Source organism: Bradyrhizobium sp. USDA 4341 (genome assembly GCF_054063755.1).
The window spans coordinates 6,402,186-6,417,603 of the sequence record NZ_JBSSGO010000002.1 but is presented as its reverse complement, the minus strand read 5'-3'; the positions used below and the strand labels follow the sequence as shown (position 1 = coordinate 6,417,603).

The 15,418-nt window shown below is 65.5% G+C and carries 12 protein-coding genes and 1 riboswitch; of the genes, 2 read left to right on the top strand and 10 right to left on the bottom strand.

Annotated elements, in window-relative coordinates:
• Positions 1-294: 294 nt before the first annotated feature.
• From ACVIGB_RS36460 to ACVIGB_RS36415, 10 genes are all read right to left on the bottom strand, one after another.
• Complete coding sequence (locus ACVIGB_RS36460) at positions 295-1,275, bottom strand: FecR family protein (protein ID WP_456719048.1); 981 nt, start codon at positions 1,273-1,275, stop codon at positions 295-297.
• A gap of 62 nt (positions 1,276-1,337) precedes the next feature.
• On the bottom strand, positions 1,338-1,847 hold the full coding sequence (locus ACVIGB_RS36455; protein WP_456719049.1) for an RNA polymerase sigma factor: 510 nt from the start codon (positions 1,845-1,847) through the stop codon (positions 1,338-1,340).
• Positions 1,848-1,876: 29 nt separating this feature from the next.
• Positions 1,877-2,497 carry an STN domain-containing protein gene (locus ACVIGB_RS36450; protein ID WP_456719050.1) on the bottom strand — a complete coding sequence of 207 codons (621 nt, stop codon included), beginning with the start codon at positions 2,495-2,497 and terminating at the stop codon, positions 1,877-1,879.
• A gap of 234 nt (positions 2,498-2,731) precedes the next feature.
• Positions 2,732-4,216, bottom strand: a complete 1,485-nt coding sequence (locus ACVIGB_RS36445; RefSeq protein WP_456719051.1) for a PepSY domain-containing protein — start codon at positions 4,214-4,216, stop codon at positions 2,732-2,734.
• Between the two features lie 2 nt (positions 4,217-4,218).
• A complete protein-coding gene (locus tag ACVIGB_RS36440; RefSeq protein WP_456719052.1) occupies positions 4,219-6,501 on the bottom strand; it encodes a TonB-dependent receptor in 2,283 nt (760 codons plus the stop codon).
• A gap of 106 nt (positions 6,502-6,607) precedes the next feature.
• Positions 6,608-6,803, bottom strand: a riboswitch (cobalamin riboswitch).
• A gap of 222 nt (positions 6,804-7,025) precedes the next feature.
• Positions 7,026-7,958: an IS110 family transposase gene (locus tag ACVIGB_RS36435; protein WP_456718658.1), complete on the bottom strand. Its 933-nt coding sequence runs from the start codon at positions 7,956-7,958 to the stop codon at positions 7,026-7,028.
• Positions 7,959-8,160: 202 nt separating this feature from the next.
• Positions 8,161-9,090 carry a CobW family GTP-binding protein gene (locus ACVIGB_RS36430; RefSeq protein WP_456719053.1) on the bottom strand — a complete coding sequence of 310 codons (930 nt, stop codon included), beginning with the start codon at positions 9,088-9,090 and terminating at the stop codon, positions 8,161-8,163.
• A gap of 1 nt (position 9,091) precedes the next feature.
• Positions 9,092-10,582 carry an amidohydrolase family protein gene (locus ACVIGB_RS36425; protein ID WP_456719054.1) on the bottom strand — a complete coding sequence of 497 codons (1,491 nt, stop codon included), beginning with the start codon at positions 10,580-10,582 and terminating at the stop codon, positions 9,092-9,094.
• A 154-nt stretch (positions 10,583-10,736) separates the two neighbouring features.
• Positions 10,737-11,240: a hypothetical protein gene (locus ACVIGB_RS36420; RefSeq protein WP_456719055.1), complete on the bottom strand. Its 504-nt coding sequence runs from the start codon at positions 11,238-11,240 to the stop codon at positions 10,737-10,739.
• A gap of 41 nt (positions 11,241-11,281) precedes the next feature.
• The gene (locus ACVIGB_RS36415) at positions 11,282-13,138 is read right to left on the bottom strand and encodes an ABC transporter ATP-binding protein/permease (protein WP_456719056.1); all 1,857 of its coding nucleotides are present in this window, start codon (positions 13,136-13,138) and stop codon (positions 11,282-11,284) included.
• A 192-nt stretch (positions 13,139-13,330) separates the two neighbouring features.
• On the opposite strand from ACVIGB_RS36415, the gene rpmE reads away from it, so the two are divergent.
• Positions 13,331-13,558, top strand: coding sequence for a 50S ribosomal protein L31 (rpmE, locus tag ACVIGB_RS36410; protein ID WP_016845230.1), 228 nt, complete (start codon positions 13,331-13,333; stop codon positions 13,556-13,558).
• Between the two features lie 517 nt (positions 13,559-14,075).
• Positions 14,076-15,206, top strand: coding sequence for an IS481 family transposase (locus ACVIGB_RS36405; protein WP_456749266.1), 1,131 nt, complete (start codon positions 14,076-14,078; stop codon positions 15,204-15,206).
• The last annotated feature ends 212 nt before the right edge of the window (positions 15,207-15,418 follow it).

The following is a 15,418-nucleotide window of genomic DNA, read 5'->3' as shown; positions in this document are numbered from 1 at the left end:
GAGCGGGATGCCAATCGGATCCGCTGCCGCGACGGAAGCGGCGCGACCCGACGCGGATCGAGGCGAGGACGGCAGGCAACGCGCTGACGAGACGGCATAGGATGTCCCCTGGGAACAACGGACGGAAAGATGCGCAGATCGGATCCGCGCAGGTGCTCGTCACACGGCTTGACCGTATGCCAGGCTTCTCGTCCTCAAGGACGCCATTTGATCGGCGGGACCGAACGACAAAATCGCGGGCTGCATCACAATTCCCGCGCAGACATTGTGCGCGCTTTCATGGCTCGCTCGACGTCAGCTCAGCAGCACGATGCCGCCGGGCAGATGTCGCGCCTTCGCGCCGAAGATTTGCTGGAACATGGTCAGGATGCCATCGACGTTGTCGATGCGGAACCGGCCGTTGACGAGACGGCGTTCCAATTCCACGTTCGTCACCATGACCTTGCCAGACCGGTAACGGTTGATCTCCGTCACGACGTTGCCGAGCGGAGCGTCATGAAAGATGAGCATGCCGTCGCGCCAGGCTGTCACCTCGGCGGGATCGACCGGCATGGGCGCCGCGAGACCAAGCGCTGCATAGCTGACCTGTTGCCCCGCGCGCAGCGCCGCGACGGAACTGTGACGGGTGACGCGGACCTCGCCATCGAGGCACGTCACGCAGGTGCTGCGCGGCTCATGACGAACGTTGAACTGCGCCTGACGCGCACTCATCTCGCCGTCGCCGGCAACCACGCGCACCTCGCGGCTCGCGGAGGGCGCCGCGATCACGGCTTCCCCGGTCAGGATCTCGATGCGATCCTGGCTGCTGTCGCCCGACTGAACATTGACGCTGGTTCCGGTGTTCAGCGTCACCTTGACACCGCCATCGATCGTGAGCTTGCGCTGCTCGCCGGCGGCGGTGCGATAATCCGCCATCACATCCTGCAGCGACGGCCACAGCTGCAGCGGTGGCGACACCACGAGATAGGCGGCGGCCGACGTCGCCAGCGCGCCTCCGAGCACCGCCCGCCGCGTCATCCGCGGCTGCCGCCGGACGTCCGCCAGCATGGAATCGCCACGCCGCTTCAACAGGTTGGCGCCGGCTGGGCCGAGCTGATCCCAGAGCAGGCTGGCCTGCGCCAGCGCCTCCGAATGGGCGCTGCTCTGGCTTCCCCAGTGCCTGGTTTCCTCGATGTCCCGCCGGGTGGCCTGCCCCGAACCAAGCCGCTGGACGCGCGCAAGCGCCTCGCTCTCGATCGCGGTCAGCTCCTCCGACGGTTCGTCGCTACGTGTCATCGATCGGGCATTTCTCTTGGCAGCACGTCCATCCAAATACGCAACACTCTGACGCTCTCCTATCAGGACGTTTCCCGCGGCGCCGGACCGAAACGCCTTGTGACCTTTTTATTAAACCGCTTGGCGCAATGCTCGAGCGCGGCTTTCAGCTCAAGCTCCACCAAGCGCTGCGAAACGCCGAGGCGCGCGGCGATTTCCCGGAGCGGCGTGCCTTCCAGGCGGGATGCGAGCAGGATCGTCCGGCGCCGCGGGGTGAGCTCCTCAAGCACCTGCTCCAGATGCGCAATCTGCTCCCGCGATTCGACCTCGCGTTCCGGCCCGGGCGCCGCGTCGGCGATCTCGAGCATCGGCTGCACCTCGAACCGCTTGATGCGGCGCGTCTCCTGGCGCTCCCGGCTGATCGCAAGATTGAGCGCACTGCGCAGCAGATAGCCAATCGGGCTGTCCACCACGCCCGGGCCGTTCTTGTCGCGAAGGTGCAGCCACGTCTCGTGAAGGGTCTCGCGCGCTCTTTCGTCGCCGAGACGCCGCGCGAGGCGGCGGCGAAGCTCGTCGTAGCGCTCGACGAGCACCTGCCGAAGCGTGGTCGAAGTGGTTTCCGTCATCGCGCGACCGGTCCCGGGCGCCTCGGGTCGCGCGCAGCACAGTCGCCGGTCTCGGAAGGCGGCCGCGGCGAAACCGCCATCACGACGGGCTGCGGCATGTCCGGCGGCGGCGGCCGGCCGATGACGACAGCACGCAACAGGGCGGCGATCGCCTGGTCACGCGCGCTGTCATCGGTCGAGCCGAGCAGCTGGGGCTGCAGCACCTCGCCGGCATGCCCGATCCAGAACTTGAACTTGATCCGATAGCCGCCCGGCGCGGTCAGCGCGGACCGGCAGAATGCCTCCTCGACGCTGCTCTGGACGGCCGCAAGATACGGCATGAAGTTGTGCATCGACGCCGTCTGCGGCGCTGTGGCCGCAGGCACAATCGTGAAGGCGTTGGCCGCGGCATAGACCGCGACCAGACCGGTTCCTTCGAGCAGGAGCTGCAACGCCATGTCGGGCGTCATCGATCCCTTGACGGCCTGCGCGCGGCGTCCCCCGGCCAGCGTGGCGTCGTAAACGACCTGAAGACCGGTGGCCGCGCTGTAGGCATCGAGCGCGGAGACCAGAGGCTGACTGCCAATATCGAAGTCGACCGTTGCCGGCGTCCGAACTGATTCAAGGCTTGCGGCCATCGTTACCGTCTGGATATTCCCGGCAACGAGAGTGCCTATGACCAGGCCAAGAAAGCGCTGCCACATCCGATCATGCTTCGAGCGCAGCCCGATCTTCCGACCCATTGAACAAAGTGCATGAGGCGCCGCCTTGATCCTCAAGCCCAGCCGAACAGCACGATCTATCGGTGATCGATAGAGCTGTTCGTCAAACCCCGCGGCAGGCGCAACATAGAAACAGATTGTGACAATCTGCTAACAAGGGCGGAGACCTCGCGCCGGCCGCACCTTGCGCCGCCGCAGCCGGCGCCAGCCGATCACGATACCGCTGATCGAGACGATGGTGCCGACCGCCGACAGCAGCCAGACCACGACATCGCGCGCCGGTGAGATGCGCAGCAGCAGCGGGAAGTCCAGGCTGTGCAGCGCGTTGAACAGCCAGCGATAGGACCGGCGGCTGTCGTCGCTGCGGTCGAGGATCTCGGCGGTGACCGGAGAGATGTGCAGCCAGGTGTGGGCGGGATCGTCGAAGCCGATCCGCAGCACGGGAAGCTCGCGCGCTTGGTGCAGCGTGTACCAGTAGGCGTCCGGTTCATCGAGCTGTCGCGCCGATATCATCGCAGCTCCCGGCATCGCGCGCCGGGCGGCCGCGATGATCTCATCCTGCGAGAGCGACACGGGCGCGCCGATCACGGGATTAGCGAGGCTGCGGCGGCCGCTACTGTCGTCGAGCACCATCAGCCGGCGTCCGCCGATCCAGACGAAGCGCGCCTCCACCGCCGATACCTGCGGCGGCGACTGCAAGCGAGCGACGATATCGGGTGCATCATGGCTGCTGTAGCCGACCGCGATCTCGCGCGTGAGGCCACGGCCGGAGAAGGCGCCGCCGGGATTGAGCGACAACCAGCCGCTGAACATCCAGGTGAAGACGAAGATGCCGCCGACGAGGCCGGCGACGTGATGCCAGGCCATCCAGCCGCGATAGGGCGAGACGGCGCCATCAGCGTAACGGCGCGTCAGCCGCAGGCGCAGAATGCCGATCCAGAAGCCGGTGACCGCGACGACGAGGCAGATGCCCGAGATCCACAGCACCACGTCCCGCCACAACGGGCCGTCCTTGCGCAGCACGGTCGGATAGATCCAGTGCGGGATCGAGCCGAGCCAGTTCCAGACGCGCTCTCGCCGCGTGGTGTCGAGCGCGATCTCGCCGCTGCGCGACGAGACATAAAGTTCGGTGCCATCGGCGTCGCCGAGGCCGATCAGATAGAGCGGCCGCAACGGATCGAAGCGCGCGGTGACCGACCATTGATCGCGCGTTACCGTATCGAGCAGTTGCGGCTGCACGGCACGCGGGTGATGCCGGGCGACGGCAAGCGCCTGATCCGGCGTGATCCGTTCGATCACGCGGCCATCGATCGCCGAGACGGTGACGGCGCCCCCCTTCCAAGGGGTCACGCGATAGACCGGAACGTCGTCCAGCATCGAGAGCCGGAGATCGCGCGGATAATGCTCCGCACCTGCGATCGCCATCGCGCGATCAGGAGCGACCTGCACCTTGTTCCAGAGAATGACGGGGAGCGCGGAGAGGCGCTCGCTGTCGGTGAGGCGCGGAAACGCCACGTACATCATGACGAGGCCGGAGATGAACCACATCGCGAAGAACAGACACGTCGCAATGCCGATCCAGCGATGGACGACATAGAGCCATCGCCGCGCTCGCCGGATCAGAGCGTTGCGCATGGTCAGAACTTCACGTTGACGGACAATTCGGCGGTGCGCGGCATGCCGAGCAGCCACTGCCCCGTCCCGTTCGAGGTCACCGCGTAGACCTTGTCGAACAGATTGTAGACCCGGAACGCGACCGTGGTGCGGTCATCCGGCTTCCACCTGATGCCGCCATTGACCACATTGTAGCCCGGCCGCAGCTGGGTGTTGGCGAGATCGGAGTACATCGCGCCGACGATCTGGACGCCGCCATAGACCGACCAGTTCGGCGCGAAGTCCCAGGTCAGCCAGACGTTCGAGACCTGCTGCGGAACGTTGACCGGAACATTGCCGTTGTAGCTGACGACTTTGCCGCCGACCACCTGGCTGTTGTTGTCGTATCGGGCACGCAGCAGCGCAAGATTGGCGTCGACGCGCCAGCCGTCGTTCAGCGCGAGCCCGATCGTTCCTTCGACCCCGCGGGATGATTGCTGGCCGATCTGCAGTGCCAGGCCGGCGGTCGGATTGCTGGGATCGGGAATGGTCAGGCCGGTCTTGACGATCTCGTACCCTGCCAGCGTCCACTCGCCGCGGCCGCCCCAGAACGACTGCTTGACGCCGATTTCGGTCTGCTTGCCGGTCGCGAGCTGGAAGGTTTTCTGCGAGGTCGACAGCGAGATCAGGTTGCTGACCGGATCGACGCCGACCGCATACTGACCGTAGAACGCGAGGTTCTTGATCGGCTCGTACACCAACCCGGTTCGCCAGCTGGTGCCCGACAGCGTGGTTTCAAAACTGTTCGCCGGCGTCTTGTAGTCGGTGCGATCGACCTCAGGACGATCGTACCGGACGCCGGTGACGAGCGACAATTGATCGGTCAGCGACAGGCGATCTTCGGCGAACAGCGCGTATTGATTGACGATCGCGTTGAAGCCCGGCGTCGTCGCCGTGGTCGTCGCGAAGAACGATCCGGGATCGAACACGTAAGGATTGATCGACGACGCGCCGCCATAGGGCGAATTGTTGGTGTGGGTGAAGTCGATCCGGTTGACGTCGAACCCGGCGACGAACTGGTTCGCGAGCCCGAGGACGTGACCGCTGAAGGTCGCATCCATCCGGTTGCCGAGCTGCTTCTGGTCGTGGAAGATCTCGATGTAGCTGGAGCGGTCGATCAGCTGGGTCTTCGGGTTCCAGGTGTAGTTTTCGATATCGCGCCAGTGCCGCTCGCTGGTCAGATAATACAGCGTGTTGTTGATCTTGATGCCGTCGGCGACGTCCCACTCGGTCTTGAATTGGGTCCAGCTGTCCTGATATCGGATCGCGCTGTCCAATGCGTTGTAGTTCTTGAAGCGCAGCGCGTCCTGGATCGAGCCGCTGATCAGCGGCGTGCCGAAATAGCGCGACGGGCTGCGGTCGCCGTAATCCTCGGACAGTGTGAAGGCGAGATTGTCCGATGCCTGCACGCGCACGGCGGCGGAGACCACTGCATTCGAGGTCTTGTCGCGATCGACCCAGCCGTCCGACATGTTGCCGGTGGCGTTGATACGGTAGGACACATTGGGATTGATCGGACCGGTGCTGTCGACCGACAGCCGCCGCGTCAGATTGCTGTCGAGCGAGACCTCGGCCTCATTATAGGGCGTGCCCTGCGGCTTTTTCGGAACGACGTTGATGACGCCGCCAATCGCGCCCTCGCCGTACAGCACCGAGGCCGGACCGCGCAGCACTTCAACCCGTTGCGTCGACCAGGTGTCGTAGGGGAACGTCAGGGTGCCGGAGCCGATATAGAAGCGCGTGCCGTCGTATAGCGTCATCACCGAGTTGCTGCCGGCAAAGCCGCGGGTGCTGAACGACAGGCCGCCATTGCCGGGCGCCGGCGTTGCGATGAACCCGGCCGCGTTCTGGGTGACGGCATCGACCACATTATGCTGGCCGCGTTCGGCAATGGTTTGCGACGTGATGATCTCGACGCTGGCCGGCGTCTGCAGCGGCGTCAGGTTGAGACGACTGCCGGTGCCTCCCTGCGTGGTGGCGTTGAGCGTCGGCGATGCCGATCCCGATGCACCTGACGCCGCGGCGCGCGGCGCGCCAGCGGTTGCCGCCGCCGTTGCAGGTCTGGCGCGCGGCCGCGACGACGTCGCCGAGTTGCGGCTTCGCGCCGCGGGCTTGGGCTTTGTGGATGTCGAGGGTGCGACCTCGATCGGATCGAGCGTCGTGGGTGGAGATGTTTGTGCCGAACCTTCAGCCGGCAGCAGCAGCGATGACAGGGAGCAAACGAGACCGAGGCGCCATTTGCGCGCAGCGGGAGAGGACGGAGACATGAAAGGACTCGCGGTAACGTGGCACGTCACCGCGAACGCGGACTGGCGCATTGCCGCAAAGGCAGTGCTCCGATCCCACCAGGACGCCCCCGCCCGATGTGCTCGCGTGTGACCACGACTGACGGCAGGTCTCCTGGCTCACGGGTCATCGCCTGTCGACGCCTTCCCGGGCGGAGTGGCCCAGTGGCAAATTGACGAAAGGCTCGCCGTTTACAGTTGCGGGGACAGCTGCGGCATTGGGGTTACCCTCGCACCGCATTCCCTTTTGATCCCCGAAGGGAACCGTCGGCAGAAACGATAGGTGGTGCGGGATGGGCTGTCAATTCGATGCGATTGTCGCACACATGCTTTGCGGGATGATGCTGCTGCGATGACACACAGCCCAGCGACATCTACTGCTGACACGGAGAGGTAACCCGTCATCCTGAGGAGCGCGGAACGCGCGTCTCGAGGGATGCACGGCCCGGCTGGTGGCCGTGACCCATCGAGACGCGCTTCGCGCTCCTCAGCGACTGTGTTCTTCGTCAAGCGGGTTGCCATAGTTTTTGGTCCCTGAGCATGGCGTTGAGGATGGTGAGGACTTTGCGAGCGACGGCGATGAGGGCGACCATCTTCGGCTTTCCGGCTGCCAACAGGCGTCGATAGAAGACCTTGAGTTGGGGGTGATATCGGCTTGCCGAGAGGGCGGCCATGTAGAGGCCGGCGCGCAGTGCAGCTCGCCCGCCGCCGATCATGCTCTTGCCCTTCCAGCGGCCGGACTGGCGGGTGAACGGAGCAAGGCCGGCGAGGCTTGCGATCTGGCGCCGATTGAGGGTGCCGAGTTCAGGCACCTCGGCCAGGAACGTGCGGGCAAGCGTGTTGCTCACCCCCGGAAAGCTGACCAGCAGTTCCTCCTTGGCCCGCCAGATCGGCGAACCGCGCACCAGCGTGTCGATGTCGTTGTCGATCTCCAGCAGTTCTTTCTCGAGGACCTTGATGTGGCGGGCAAGGCTCTTGCGAACGCGCACATTCTCGGCCCGCTTCTCGCGCTGTCGCTCGGCAACGATCATCTCGATGATCTGCCGCCGGCGGCTGACAAGTTCGGCCAGAAGCCGGGCTTCCTGATCCGGCATCGCACGCGGCGTTGGCTTCACCGCCTCGACAAACCGCGCGATGATCGCCGCATCGATCGGATCGGTCTTGGCGCGCTGGCCAACCGCCTGCGCGAAGTGCCGGATCTGGGCCGGATTGACCACCACCAGCGGCAACTGGGCGCCGGCCAGCGCCGCGGCGACAATGGTCTCGAAGCCGCCTGTCGCTTCCACCGCTACCAGCGTCGGCGAGCAAGTCTGAAGACGGGCAACAAGTTCTTCCAGGCCTTTGCCGTCACGCGCCACGGCAAAGGCTTCCCCGCTCGGATGCAAATGCACATCCAGCCGGTCTTTCGATACATCAATGCCAACATAGATCGCGTCCATCTGCACCCATCCTTGCGCAACCGGGCTCGCCAGGCGGCCCTCGCGACTGTTCGGGTTCAATGGAACAACGGACGGGGCGCCGCGCTGAGGCACGGGCTTCAAAGCCCTGGGGTGAAGCGGTCTTCCGTCCGTTACCGCACCGGACACTCTATTCGATCCAGCGCCTCCTGACTTACAAGGGTGACGGGAAACTAGCTTCGCATCACTCGGCTTCGACACAGGCTTCCATGATCGCATCGATCTCGGCCCGCGACAGAGCGCCCATCTCGGCGATGAACACGATTCGCGTGCGCGGCACGCCGGGCGCCGGCACGCCGCCCGCGGCCAGTGTCGCGCGTCCGCCGGCGAGTTGAAACACCGTCAGCCGGCCGGGCTGCTCCACCGTCTCGAACAATCCTTTCGCCCGCGCCAGCTTCGGCGCCAGTCTACCGATCGCCTGCTGCAAGCGCGGCAACCGCACCGGCCGTTCCGAGGTCCAGCTCAGCGTTTCGAACCGGTCGGATGTCGGCCGGCGCGGCGCGGTCTCGCGCGGCGCCGGCAAATGATCGAGGTCCGCGGGAAACAGCAACGCGGCCGGCACCTCGCCATGCAGCGCATCGACGACCACGGCCGCCGGACGCACTGCCCGCACCGCATCGCGGATCGCGGCGCACGCGGCTGCATCGGCCAGATCGACCTTGCTCAGCGCCACCACATCCGCCGCCCGCAGCTGCGAGCGCAGCAGCGCATCGTTCACCATCGCCGTAGGCTGGGTCGCGTCGACCACGCACAGCACGGTCTCCAGCGGCGCTTCCTTCCAGATCACGGGATCCATCAGGTTGCGGACGATGTCGGCGGGATCGGCGATCCCGCTGGTCTCGATCACGATGAATTCGGGACGCGGATCACGCCGCAGCAAGGTTGCGAGCGTGCGCAGCAGATCGCCCTCCAGCGTGCAACATATGCAGCCATTGCTCAGGCTGACCACGCCGTCGCTGGCGCCGGCGATCAACTCCGCGTCGATGTTGATCGCGCCGAAATCATTGACCACGGCGGCGATGCGGCGGCCTTGCGCATGCGCCAGCAGATGGTTCACGACCGTGGTCTTGCCCGCCCCGAGAAAACCCGCGACCAGCAGGATCGGGACCGCCACATCAGCCCCCAGTGACGGGCCGGCGCACCGGCCGGCCGGGCCGTGCCGCGACATCGAGCACGCCATCATTGATCAGCGGCTGGCCGCTGACCACGAGATGCCGCACACCTTCCGCCGGGCGGTTCATCGCGGAGAAGGTCGCGCGATCGCTGATCGTCTCGAAGTCGAACACCACGACGTCAGCGTCCGCGCCCGCCTGCAGCCTGCCCTTGGCGCGCATCGCCGGCGTGCTCGCCGACAGGATCTCGGCCGGGATCAGCGCACATTTGCGGATACCCTCGAGCAGCGACACCTTCCTGCGCTCGCGCACCCATTCGCGGATGAAGCGGGTGAAGCAGCCGGCCGAACGCGGATGCGAGGTGGCATCGTCAGGCAGCGGCCAGGCGTCGCCGGTGTAGGGGCGGCCGTCCGACAGCGTCCACGGCATCGCGTCGGACGCGATCGCACCGCCCGGATACAGCACCGCCATGTCGAGCAGATCGCGATGATGCGCGTTGTTCTCGATATCGAGCACATGCCACAGCACCAGCGTCGAGGGTTCCGCCGCCTGCGCCGCCAGCAGCTCCTCACGGCTGCCGAAGCGGTGACCGTCGGTCACGCGCTGCACCGAGTCATAGCCGAGGCCGTTGCGCTCCTCGAATTTGGGATCGCTGAAGAAGGTCGCCGCCAGCACGGTCGAGCCGGTGCCGTACGGATAGGCCTCCACCGTGATCGGCAGGCCCTGCGCCTGCGCTTTCGCGATCAGCGCGACACAGCGCTCGATATCCGTCTTGCTCGACGAGTTGAAGTGACAGATGTGCATGTGCGCGCCGGTGGCGCCGGCATAGCCGATCAGGCGGATATAGGCCTCGGCCGCGCTCTCGGGATCGATGCGTGACATGTAGGCGACATGGGTGAAGGTCGGCACCGCATGATCAGCGGCGAGCTGGCACACCGCAGTCAATTCCTGCACGCCGGCGCCGGGCGCATAGGCGTTGAGAATGCCGATGCCGATGCCGCCCTCATTCAGTCCGTTGGCAAGGCGCGCGAGGATGCCGCCGACCTCGCCCTCGGTCGCCACGTTCTCGATCCAGCGGCGATCGCGCATCGCTGCGCCGAATGATTCCAGCGAGCTTTCCGCATTCGAGCCGGTCATCGCGCCGATCCGCGCGAACGCCCAGTTGGCCGCGGCGCCGTAGTTCAGCACCCGCCCCTTCTCGGCCTGGCGCTTGTACCAGGATGCCACCGGCAGCACGCCGGCCTCGAGGTCGAGCGATGTCGTCACCCCGTCGAAGGCTTGCATGCGATCGGCCGGAATGGTCTGGCCATGCGCGTGCAGGTCGATGAAGCCGGGCGCCACCACGAGGCCGGTGGCGTCGATCTGCCGCTCGGCGCCGCCAAGGCCGGTGCCGACCGCGGCGATCTTGCCGTCGACGACGGCGACGTCGCCGATCGCGTCCATCCCGCTGGCCGGATCCACCACCCGGCCGCCGCTGATCACCAAACCACCCATCTCGCCACTCCCCGCATTGTCCGAAACCGACCGGTCTCTTTTCGAGCACAGAGAAGCGCATCGCACTCATCGCAGCAACCCGGCAAGGGGTCGTGGCGACATGTTCTGGCGGAATATCCGCCGCGCCGTGATGGCGATTGCAGAGAGCCCCTCCCTACGTTCCGGTTGCACGCCGCAACGGCAGGCCCCGCCAGAGATCTGTGCCGGGCTTCATGCGGCTCGCCACGAGTTTGGGCGGCGTGCGGTCCTTGGCGATCGCCGCTTCGACCGCGCGCTTGAGCCTGACATCGTCGATCTGTGCCAGAAATCGCCGGATGACGGCATCCTGATCCACGCCCCAACCGGAGATCGCCGCGCACAGCTCCGCGGTCGTCCTGCGGAAGAAGTGGAAGGCGTCATCGGCCGCGCCGCCCAGCCGGTCGACCTCGCCGGCCACACCGAGCGCGTGCATCCGATCGTCGTCGTCGAGCGTCACCGCGAAGCGCAGGACGGCAAGCTGCCAGGCACGAAACAGCTTGCTCTCCGGTTCGGTCGCGTCCTCGCGCATCAGTCGAACACCCCGCGCGCCGATACTCCTTCGGCTGTCGAGGGAGGTCAGGCGCGGCGCGACTATCCTTGCGCGGGAATAGGTTTTCGAGGGGAGCACGCGCTCGATCACATAGGAATCGCATAGGCGGAGCGCGCACAGCCCCAATTCGCTCAAATCCCCTCGAATTGCAGCCGTGCCAGCCGCGCATAGAGGCCGTTGGCCGCCACCAGCTCGGCGTGGGTTCCCTGCTCGACGATCCTGCCCTGATCCATCACCAGAATGCGGTCGCAGGACAGCACGGTCGCCAGGCGATGCGCGATGACCAGCGTGGTGCGATGGCGCATCAATTCCTCCAGCGCGGTCTGCACCAGCGTCTCGCTCTCGGCGTCGAGCGCCGAGGTCGCCTCGTCGAGCAGCAGCAGCGGCGCATCGCGCAGGATCGCGCGCGCGATCGCGATGCGCTGGCGCTGGCCGCCGGACAGCGTCACGCCGCGCTCGCCGAGCTGGGCGTCGAAGCCGCCGGGCAGCCGGCGCAGGAATTCGGTGGCATGGGCGAGGTCGGCGGCCCGCTCCACCTCGGCGTCGGTGGCATCGGGCCGGCCGAACCGGATGTTGTCGCGGGCGCTGGCTGCGAACACCACGGAATCCTGCGGCACCAGTGCGATCCGCGCGCGCACGTCGGCCGGATCGGCCTGCCGGATCGGCACGCCGTCGAGCGAGATGGTGCCCAATTTCGGATCGTAGAAGCGCAACAGCAGGTGGAACAGCGTGCTCTTGCCGGCGCCGGACGGACCGACGATCGCGACCTTCTCGCCGGAGCGTACCTCCAGCGATACGCCGTCGACGGCCAGCGCGTTCGGCCTAGTCGGATAGGCGAAGCTGACATTGTCGAAGCCGACATCGCCGCGCGCCGGCTGCGGCAGCGCGCGCGGCGATGCGGGAGCTGCGATCTGCGGCCTGACGCGCAAAATCTCGAACAGCCGTTCGGCGGCGCCCGATGCGGCCGAGACCTCGCCCCAGACCTCGCTGAGCTGACCGAGGCCGCTCGCTGCGAAGGCCGTATAGAGAATGAACTGGCCGAGCCGGCCGGGGCTGATGGCGCCGATCAGCACGTCGTGCGAGCCGACCCAGAGGATCACGACGACGCTGGCGAACACGATGAAGATGACGATCAGCGTCAGCACCGCGCGCGCCTTGGTCGAGCTGCGCGCGGCGTCATAGGCCTGCTCGACCTCGCGGGCAAAGCGCGCCCTGGCGAGCCGTTCGCCGGTATAGGCCTGCACGGTGCGGATCGCATTGACCAGCTCGGAGGCATAGGCGCTGGCATCGGCCAGCGTGTCCTGGGCGTTGCGCGACAATCGCCGCACCCAGCGGCCGAACGCGACCAGCGGAATCACGATCATCGGAATAGCGAGCAGCACGAAGCCCGAGAGCCGCGGGCTCGTGATCACCATCATCGCGGCGGCGCCGAAGAACAGCATCAGATTGCGCAGCGCGATCGACACCGAGGCGCCGACCGCGGACTTGATCTGCGTGGTGTCGGCGGTGAGCCGCGACACCAGCTCGCCGCTTCGTGCGGAATCGAAGAACGAGGGCGACAGCGAAATCAGATGCGCGAACACGTCGCGCCGGAGATCGGCGACGATGCGTTCGCCGATCGTCATGACGAGGTAGTAGCGCGAGGCGCTGGCACAGGCGAGCACCGCGACGACGGCGATCATCACGCTGAAATAGCTGTTGATCATCGCGATGCCTTCGGGTGTGAAGCCGAGGTCGATCATCCGCCGCACCGCGACCGGCACGATCAGCGTGGTGATCGCCGCGATCGTCAGCGAGATCAGCGCGAGGATCGCCCGCCCCTTGTAGCGCGCCACATAGGGCGCGAGCGCAAGCAGCGGTCGCAAGCGGGCACGGCTCTTCGCCGGCTCCATGATCTGGCTCTCGATGAAGGCCTCCTCATCGAGCAACGCGTCGCGCGGCGCCTCGGGGGTGCCGCGAGAGGGCTCAAGCTGTTCGGCTACACTCATTATCTAGACCGGTTCTATCGCCCCCCACATAGGCCCGCCGACCCCCGGCTGGCAAATCCGGTAAAGTCCCAATCCGGTGATGGGCTTAAGCCCTTTCTTGGCTTGTTTTGGCGGGCACCATGGGTTATAGAGCCGCCCAAATCCCGTACCTAGATGTCTTGAGACGGGCGCTGGCGCGCCGAAGGAACTGTCATGAAAGCCGATATTCATCCGAATTATCATACGATTAAGGTCGTCATGACCGACGGCACCGAGTACCTGACCCGCTCCACCTGGGGCAAGGAAGGCGACACGCTGAACCTCGACATCGACCCCAAGTCGCACCCGGCCTGGACCGGCGGTACCCAACAGCTGATGGACCGCGGCGGCCGTGTGTCGCGCTTCCAGAAGAAGTTTTCGGGCTTCCTCAAGAAGGACTAAAGTCCGCTTCGGGATCGCCCTCGCGATCAAACGCAAAACGCCTCCGTTTCGGGGGCGTTTTTGTTTTGGGCTGCTCCGGATCGGCCGGACGGACGAGCGCGCAGCTCGCTCCATGCGTCGTCCCTGCGAAAGCCAGGACCCATAATCACAGCATTCGGTGATGGACGGGATCGTGGCCACAGCGCGCGCAACAACTAAGAATTGGGGTAATGGGTCCTAGCCTTCGCCAGGACGACACTGAGTATGTGGCACGGCCAGCATCCACAATCGTCGTCCCCGCGAAAGCAGGGACCCATAACCACAGGGTCGTGTTGTTGAAGAGGGCTGTGGCCCCGGCGTCGCGCAACAACGAGCATTCGGGGTAATGGGTCCTGGCTTTCGCCAGGACGACACCGAAGGTGTGGCGCGATCTACATCCACAATCGTCGTCCCTGCGAAAGTGTTTGGTCCCTGCTGATTGGTTGGATGGAATCGGTGTAGAACGAGGCGTGGCCTTTGTCAGGGAGCACCTCGTGTCATGGAACTGAACCTGCACGCGAACGCCACCACGACACCCAAGACGCGCGCCTACATCCAGCGCAGCAAGAAGTCGGTTGCCCAGTTGGCGGCTGAACTGGGGGTCAGCGAGACCACGATCTACCGCTGGCGCGGCCGCACCACGGTTGGAGACCGTTCGCACCGGCCGAACAACCTCACGACCAGCCTGTCGGCCGTCGAAGAGCGAGCGGTTTGCGAGTTGCGGACGTCGCTGCAGTTGCCGCTGGACGACATCGTCGAGGTGATGCAGCGATGCATCAATGCCAAGCTGTCCCGCAGCGCCATTCACCGCTGCCTGCAGCGCAATGGCATCAGCCGGCTTGCCAAGCCTGACAAGCCCAAGCCCGGTATCTTCGAGACCGCCAGCATCGGCTTTATCCATATCGACGTGAAGTATCTGCCGGCTCTGCAACGCCGCACCAGCTATGCTTTCGTCGCCATCGACCGCGCCACCCGCTACGTCTTTGTCGAGATCCATTCCAGGCGGGACGGAGCCACCGCGACCGGCTTCCTCAAACGCTTCCTGGCCGACTTCCCGCACGAGGTTCACACCATCCTGACCGACAACGGCGCCGAGTTCACCGACCGCTTTGCTGTCGACAAGAAGAACAAGCCGGTCGGGAAACCGTCCGGCGACCACCCCTTTGATCAGGTCTGCAAGCAGCGCGGCATCCAGCATCGCCTGACCAAGCCCTACCACCCGCAGACCAACGGTCTCGTTGAACGCTTCAACCGCCGTATCGCCGAAGCCATTGGCCGCGAACAAAAGCGCGGCAGTGCAAGGCGCACCTTCATCGACCATGCCGATCGGGACGCCTTCATCGCCAAGTTCGTCCACGACTACAACCGAACTCGCCTCAAATGCCTCGGCTACCTGGCCCCAATGCAGGCCCTCGCCAATCACACGGGACCAAACACGAAAGCAGGGACCCATAACCACAGGGTTGTGTTGTTGAAGAGGGCTGTGGCCCCAGCGTCGCGCAACAGCGAGCATTCGGGGTTGTGGGTCCCGGCTTTCGCCAGGACGACACTGAGTGTGTGGCACGGCCTGCATCCACAATCGTCGTCCCTGCGAAAGCAGGGACCCATAGCCACAGGGTTGTGTTGTTGAAGAGGGCTGTAGCCCCCACGTCGCGCAACAACTGCCAATTGTGGTTATGGGTCCCGGGTCAAGCCCGGGACGACACTGAGTTTGTTGCGCCACTTGTGAGCCACACATCCGCATTCTCGCGACATGAATCGCCCGAGTTCTGCACGCGAGGGGCTTACGTCGTCGGGCAACTCAGTGGCACGCGCGCGAGGCGGACACCGGCAGATGGATCG

Excerpts from the sequence above, each read along its gene's own strand:
- ACVIGB_RS36435 (WP_456718658.1), bottom strand. The coding sequence starts at position 7,958 with ATGGACGCGATCTATGTTGGCATTGATGTATCGAAAGACCGGCTGGAT.
- ACVIGB_RS36405 (WP_456749266.1), top strand. The coding sequence starts at position 14,076 with ATGGAACTGAACCTGCACGCGAACGCCACCACGACACCCAAGACGCGC.
- ACVIGB_RS36415 (WP_456719056.1), bottom strand. The coding sequence starts at position 13,138 with ATGAGTGTAGCCGAACAGCTTGAGCCCTCTCGCGGCACCCCCGAGGCG.
- ACVIGB_RS36445 (WP_456719051.1), bottom strand. The coding sequence starts at position 4,216 with ATGCGCAACGCTCTGATCCGGCGAGCGCGGCGATGGCTCTATGTCGTC.
- ACVIGB_RS36450 (WP_456719050.1), bottom strand. The coding sequence starts at position 2,497 with ATGGCCGCAAGCCTTGAATCAGTTCGGACGCCGGCAACGGTCGACTTC.
- rpmE (WP_016845230.1), top strand. The coding sequence starts at position 13,331 with ATGAAAGCCGATATTCATCCGAATTATCATACGATTAAGGTCGTCATG.
- ACVIGB_RS36425 (WP_456719054.1), bottom strand. The coding sequence starts at position 10,582 with ATGGGTGGTTTGGTGATCAGCGGCGGCCGGGTGGTGGATCCGGCCAGC.
- ACVIGB_RS36460 (WP_456719048.1), bottom strand. The coding sequence starts at position 1,275 with ATGACACGTAGCGACGAACCGTCGGAGGAGCTGACCGCGATCGAGAGC.
- ACVIGB_RS36440 (WP_456719052.1), bottom strand. The coding sequence starts at position 6,501 with ATGTCTCCGTCCTCTCCCGCTGCGCGCAAATGGCGCCTCGGTCTCGTT.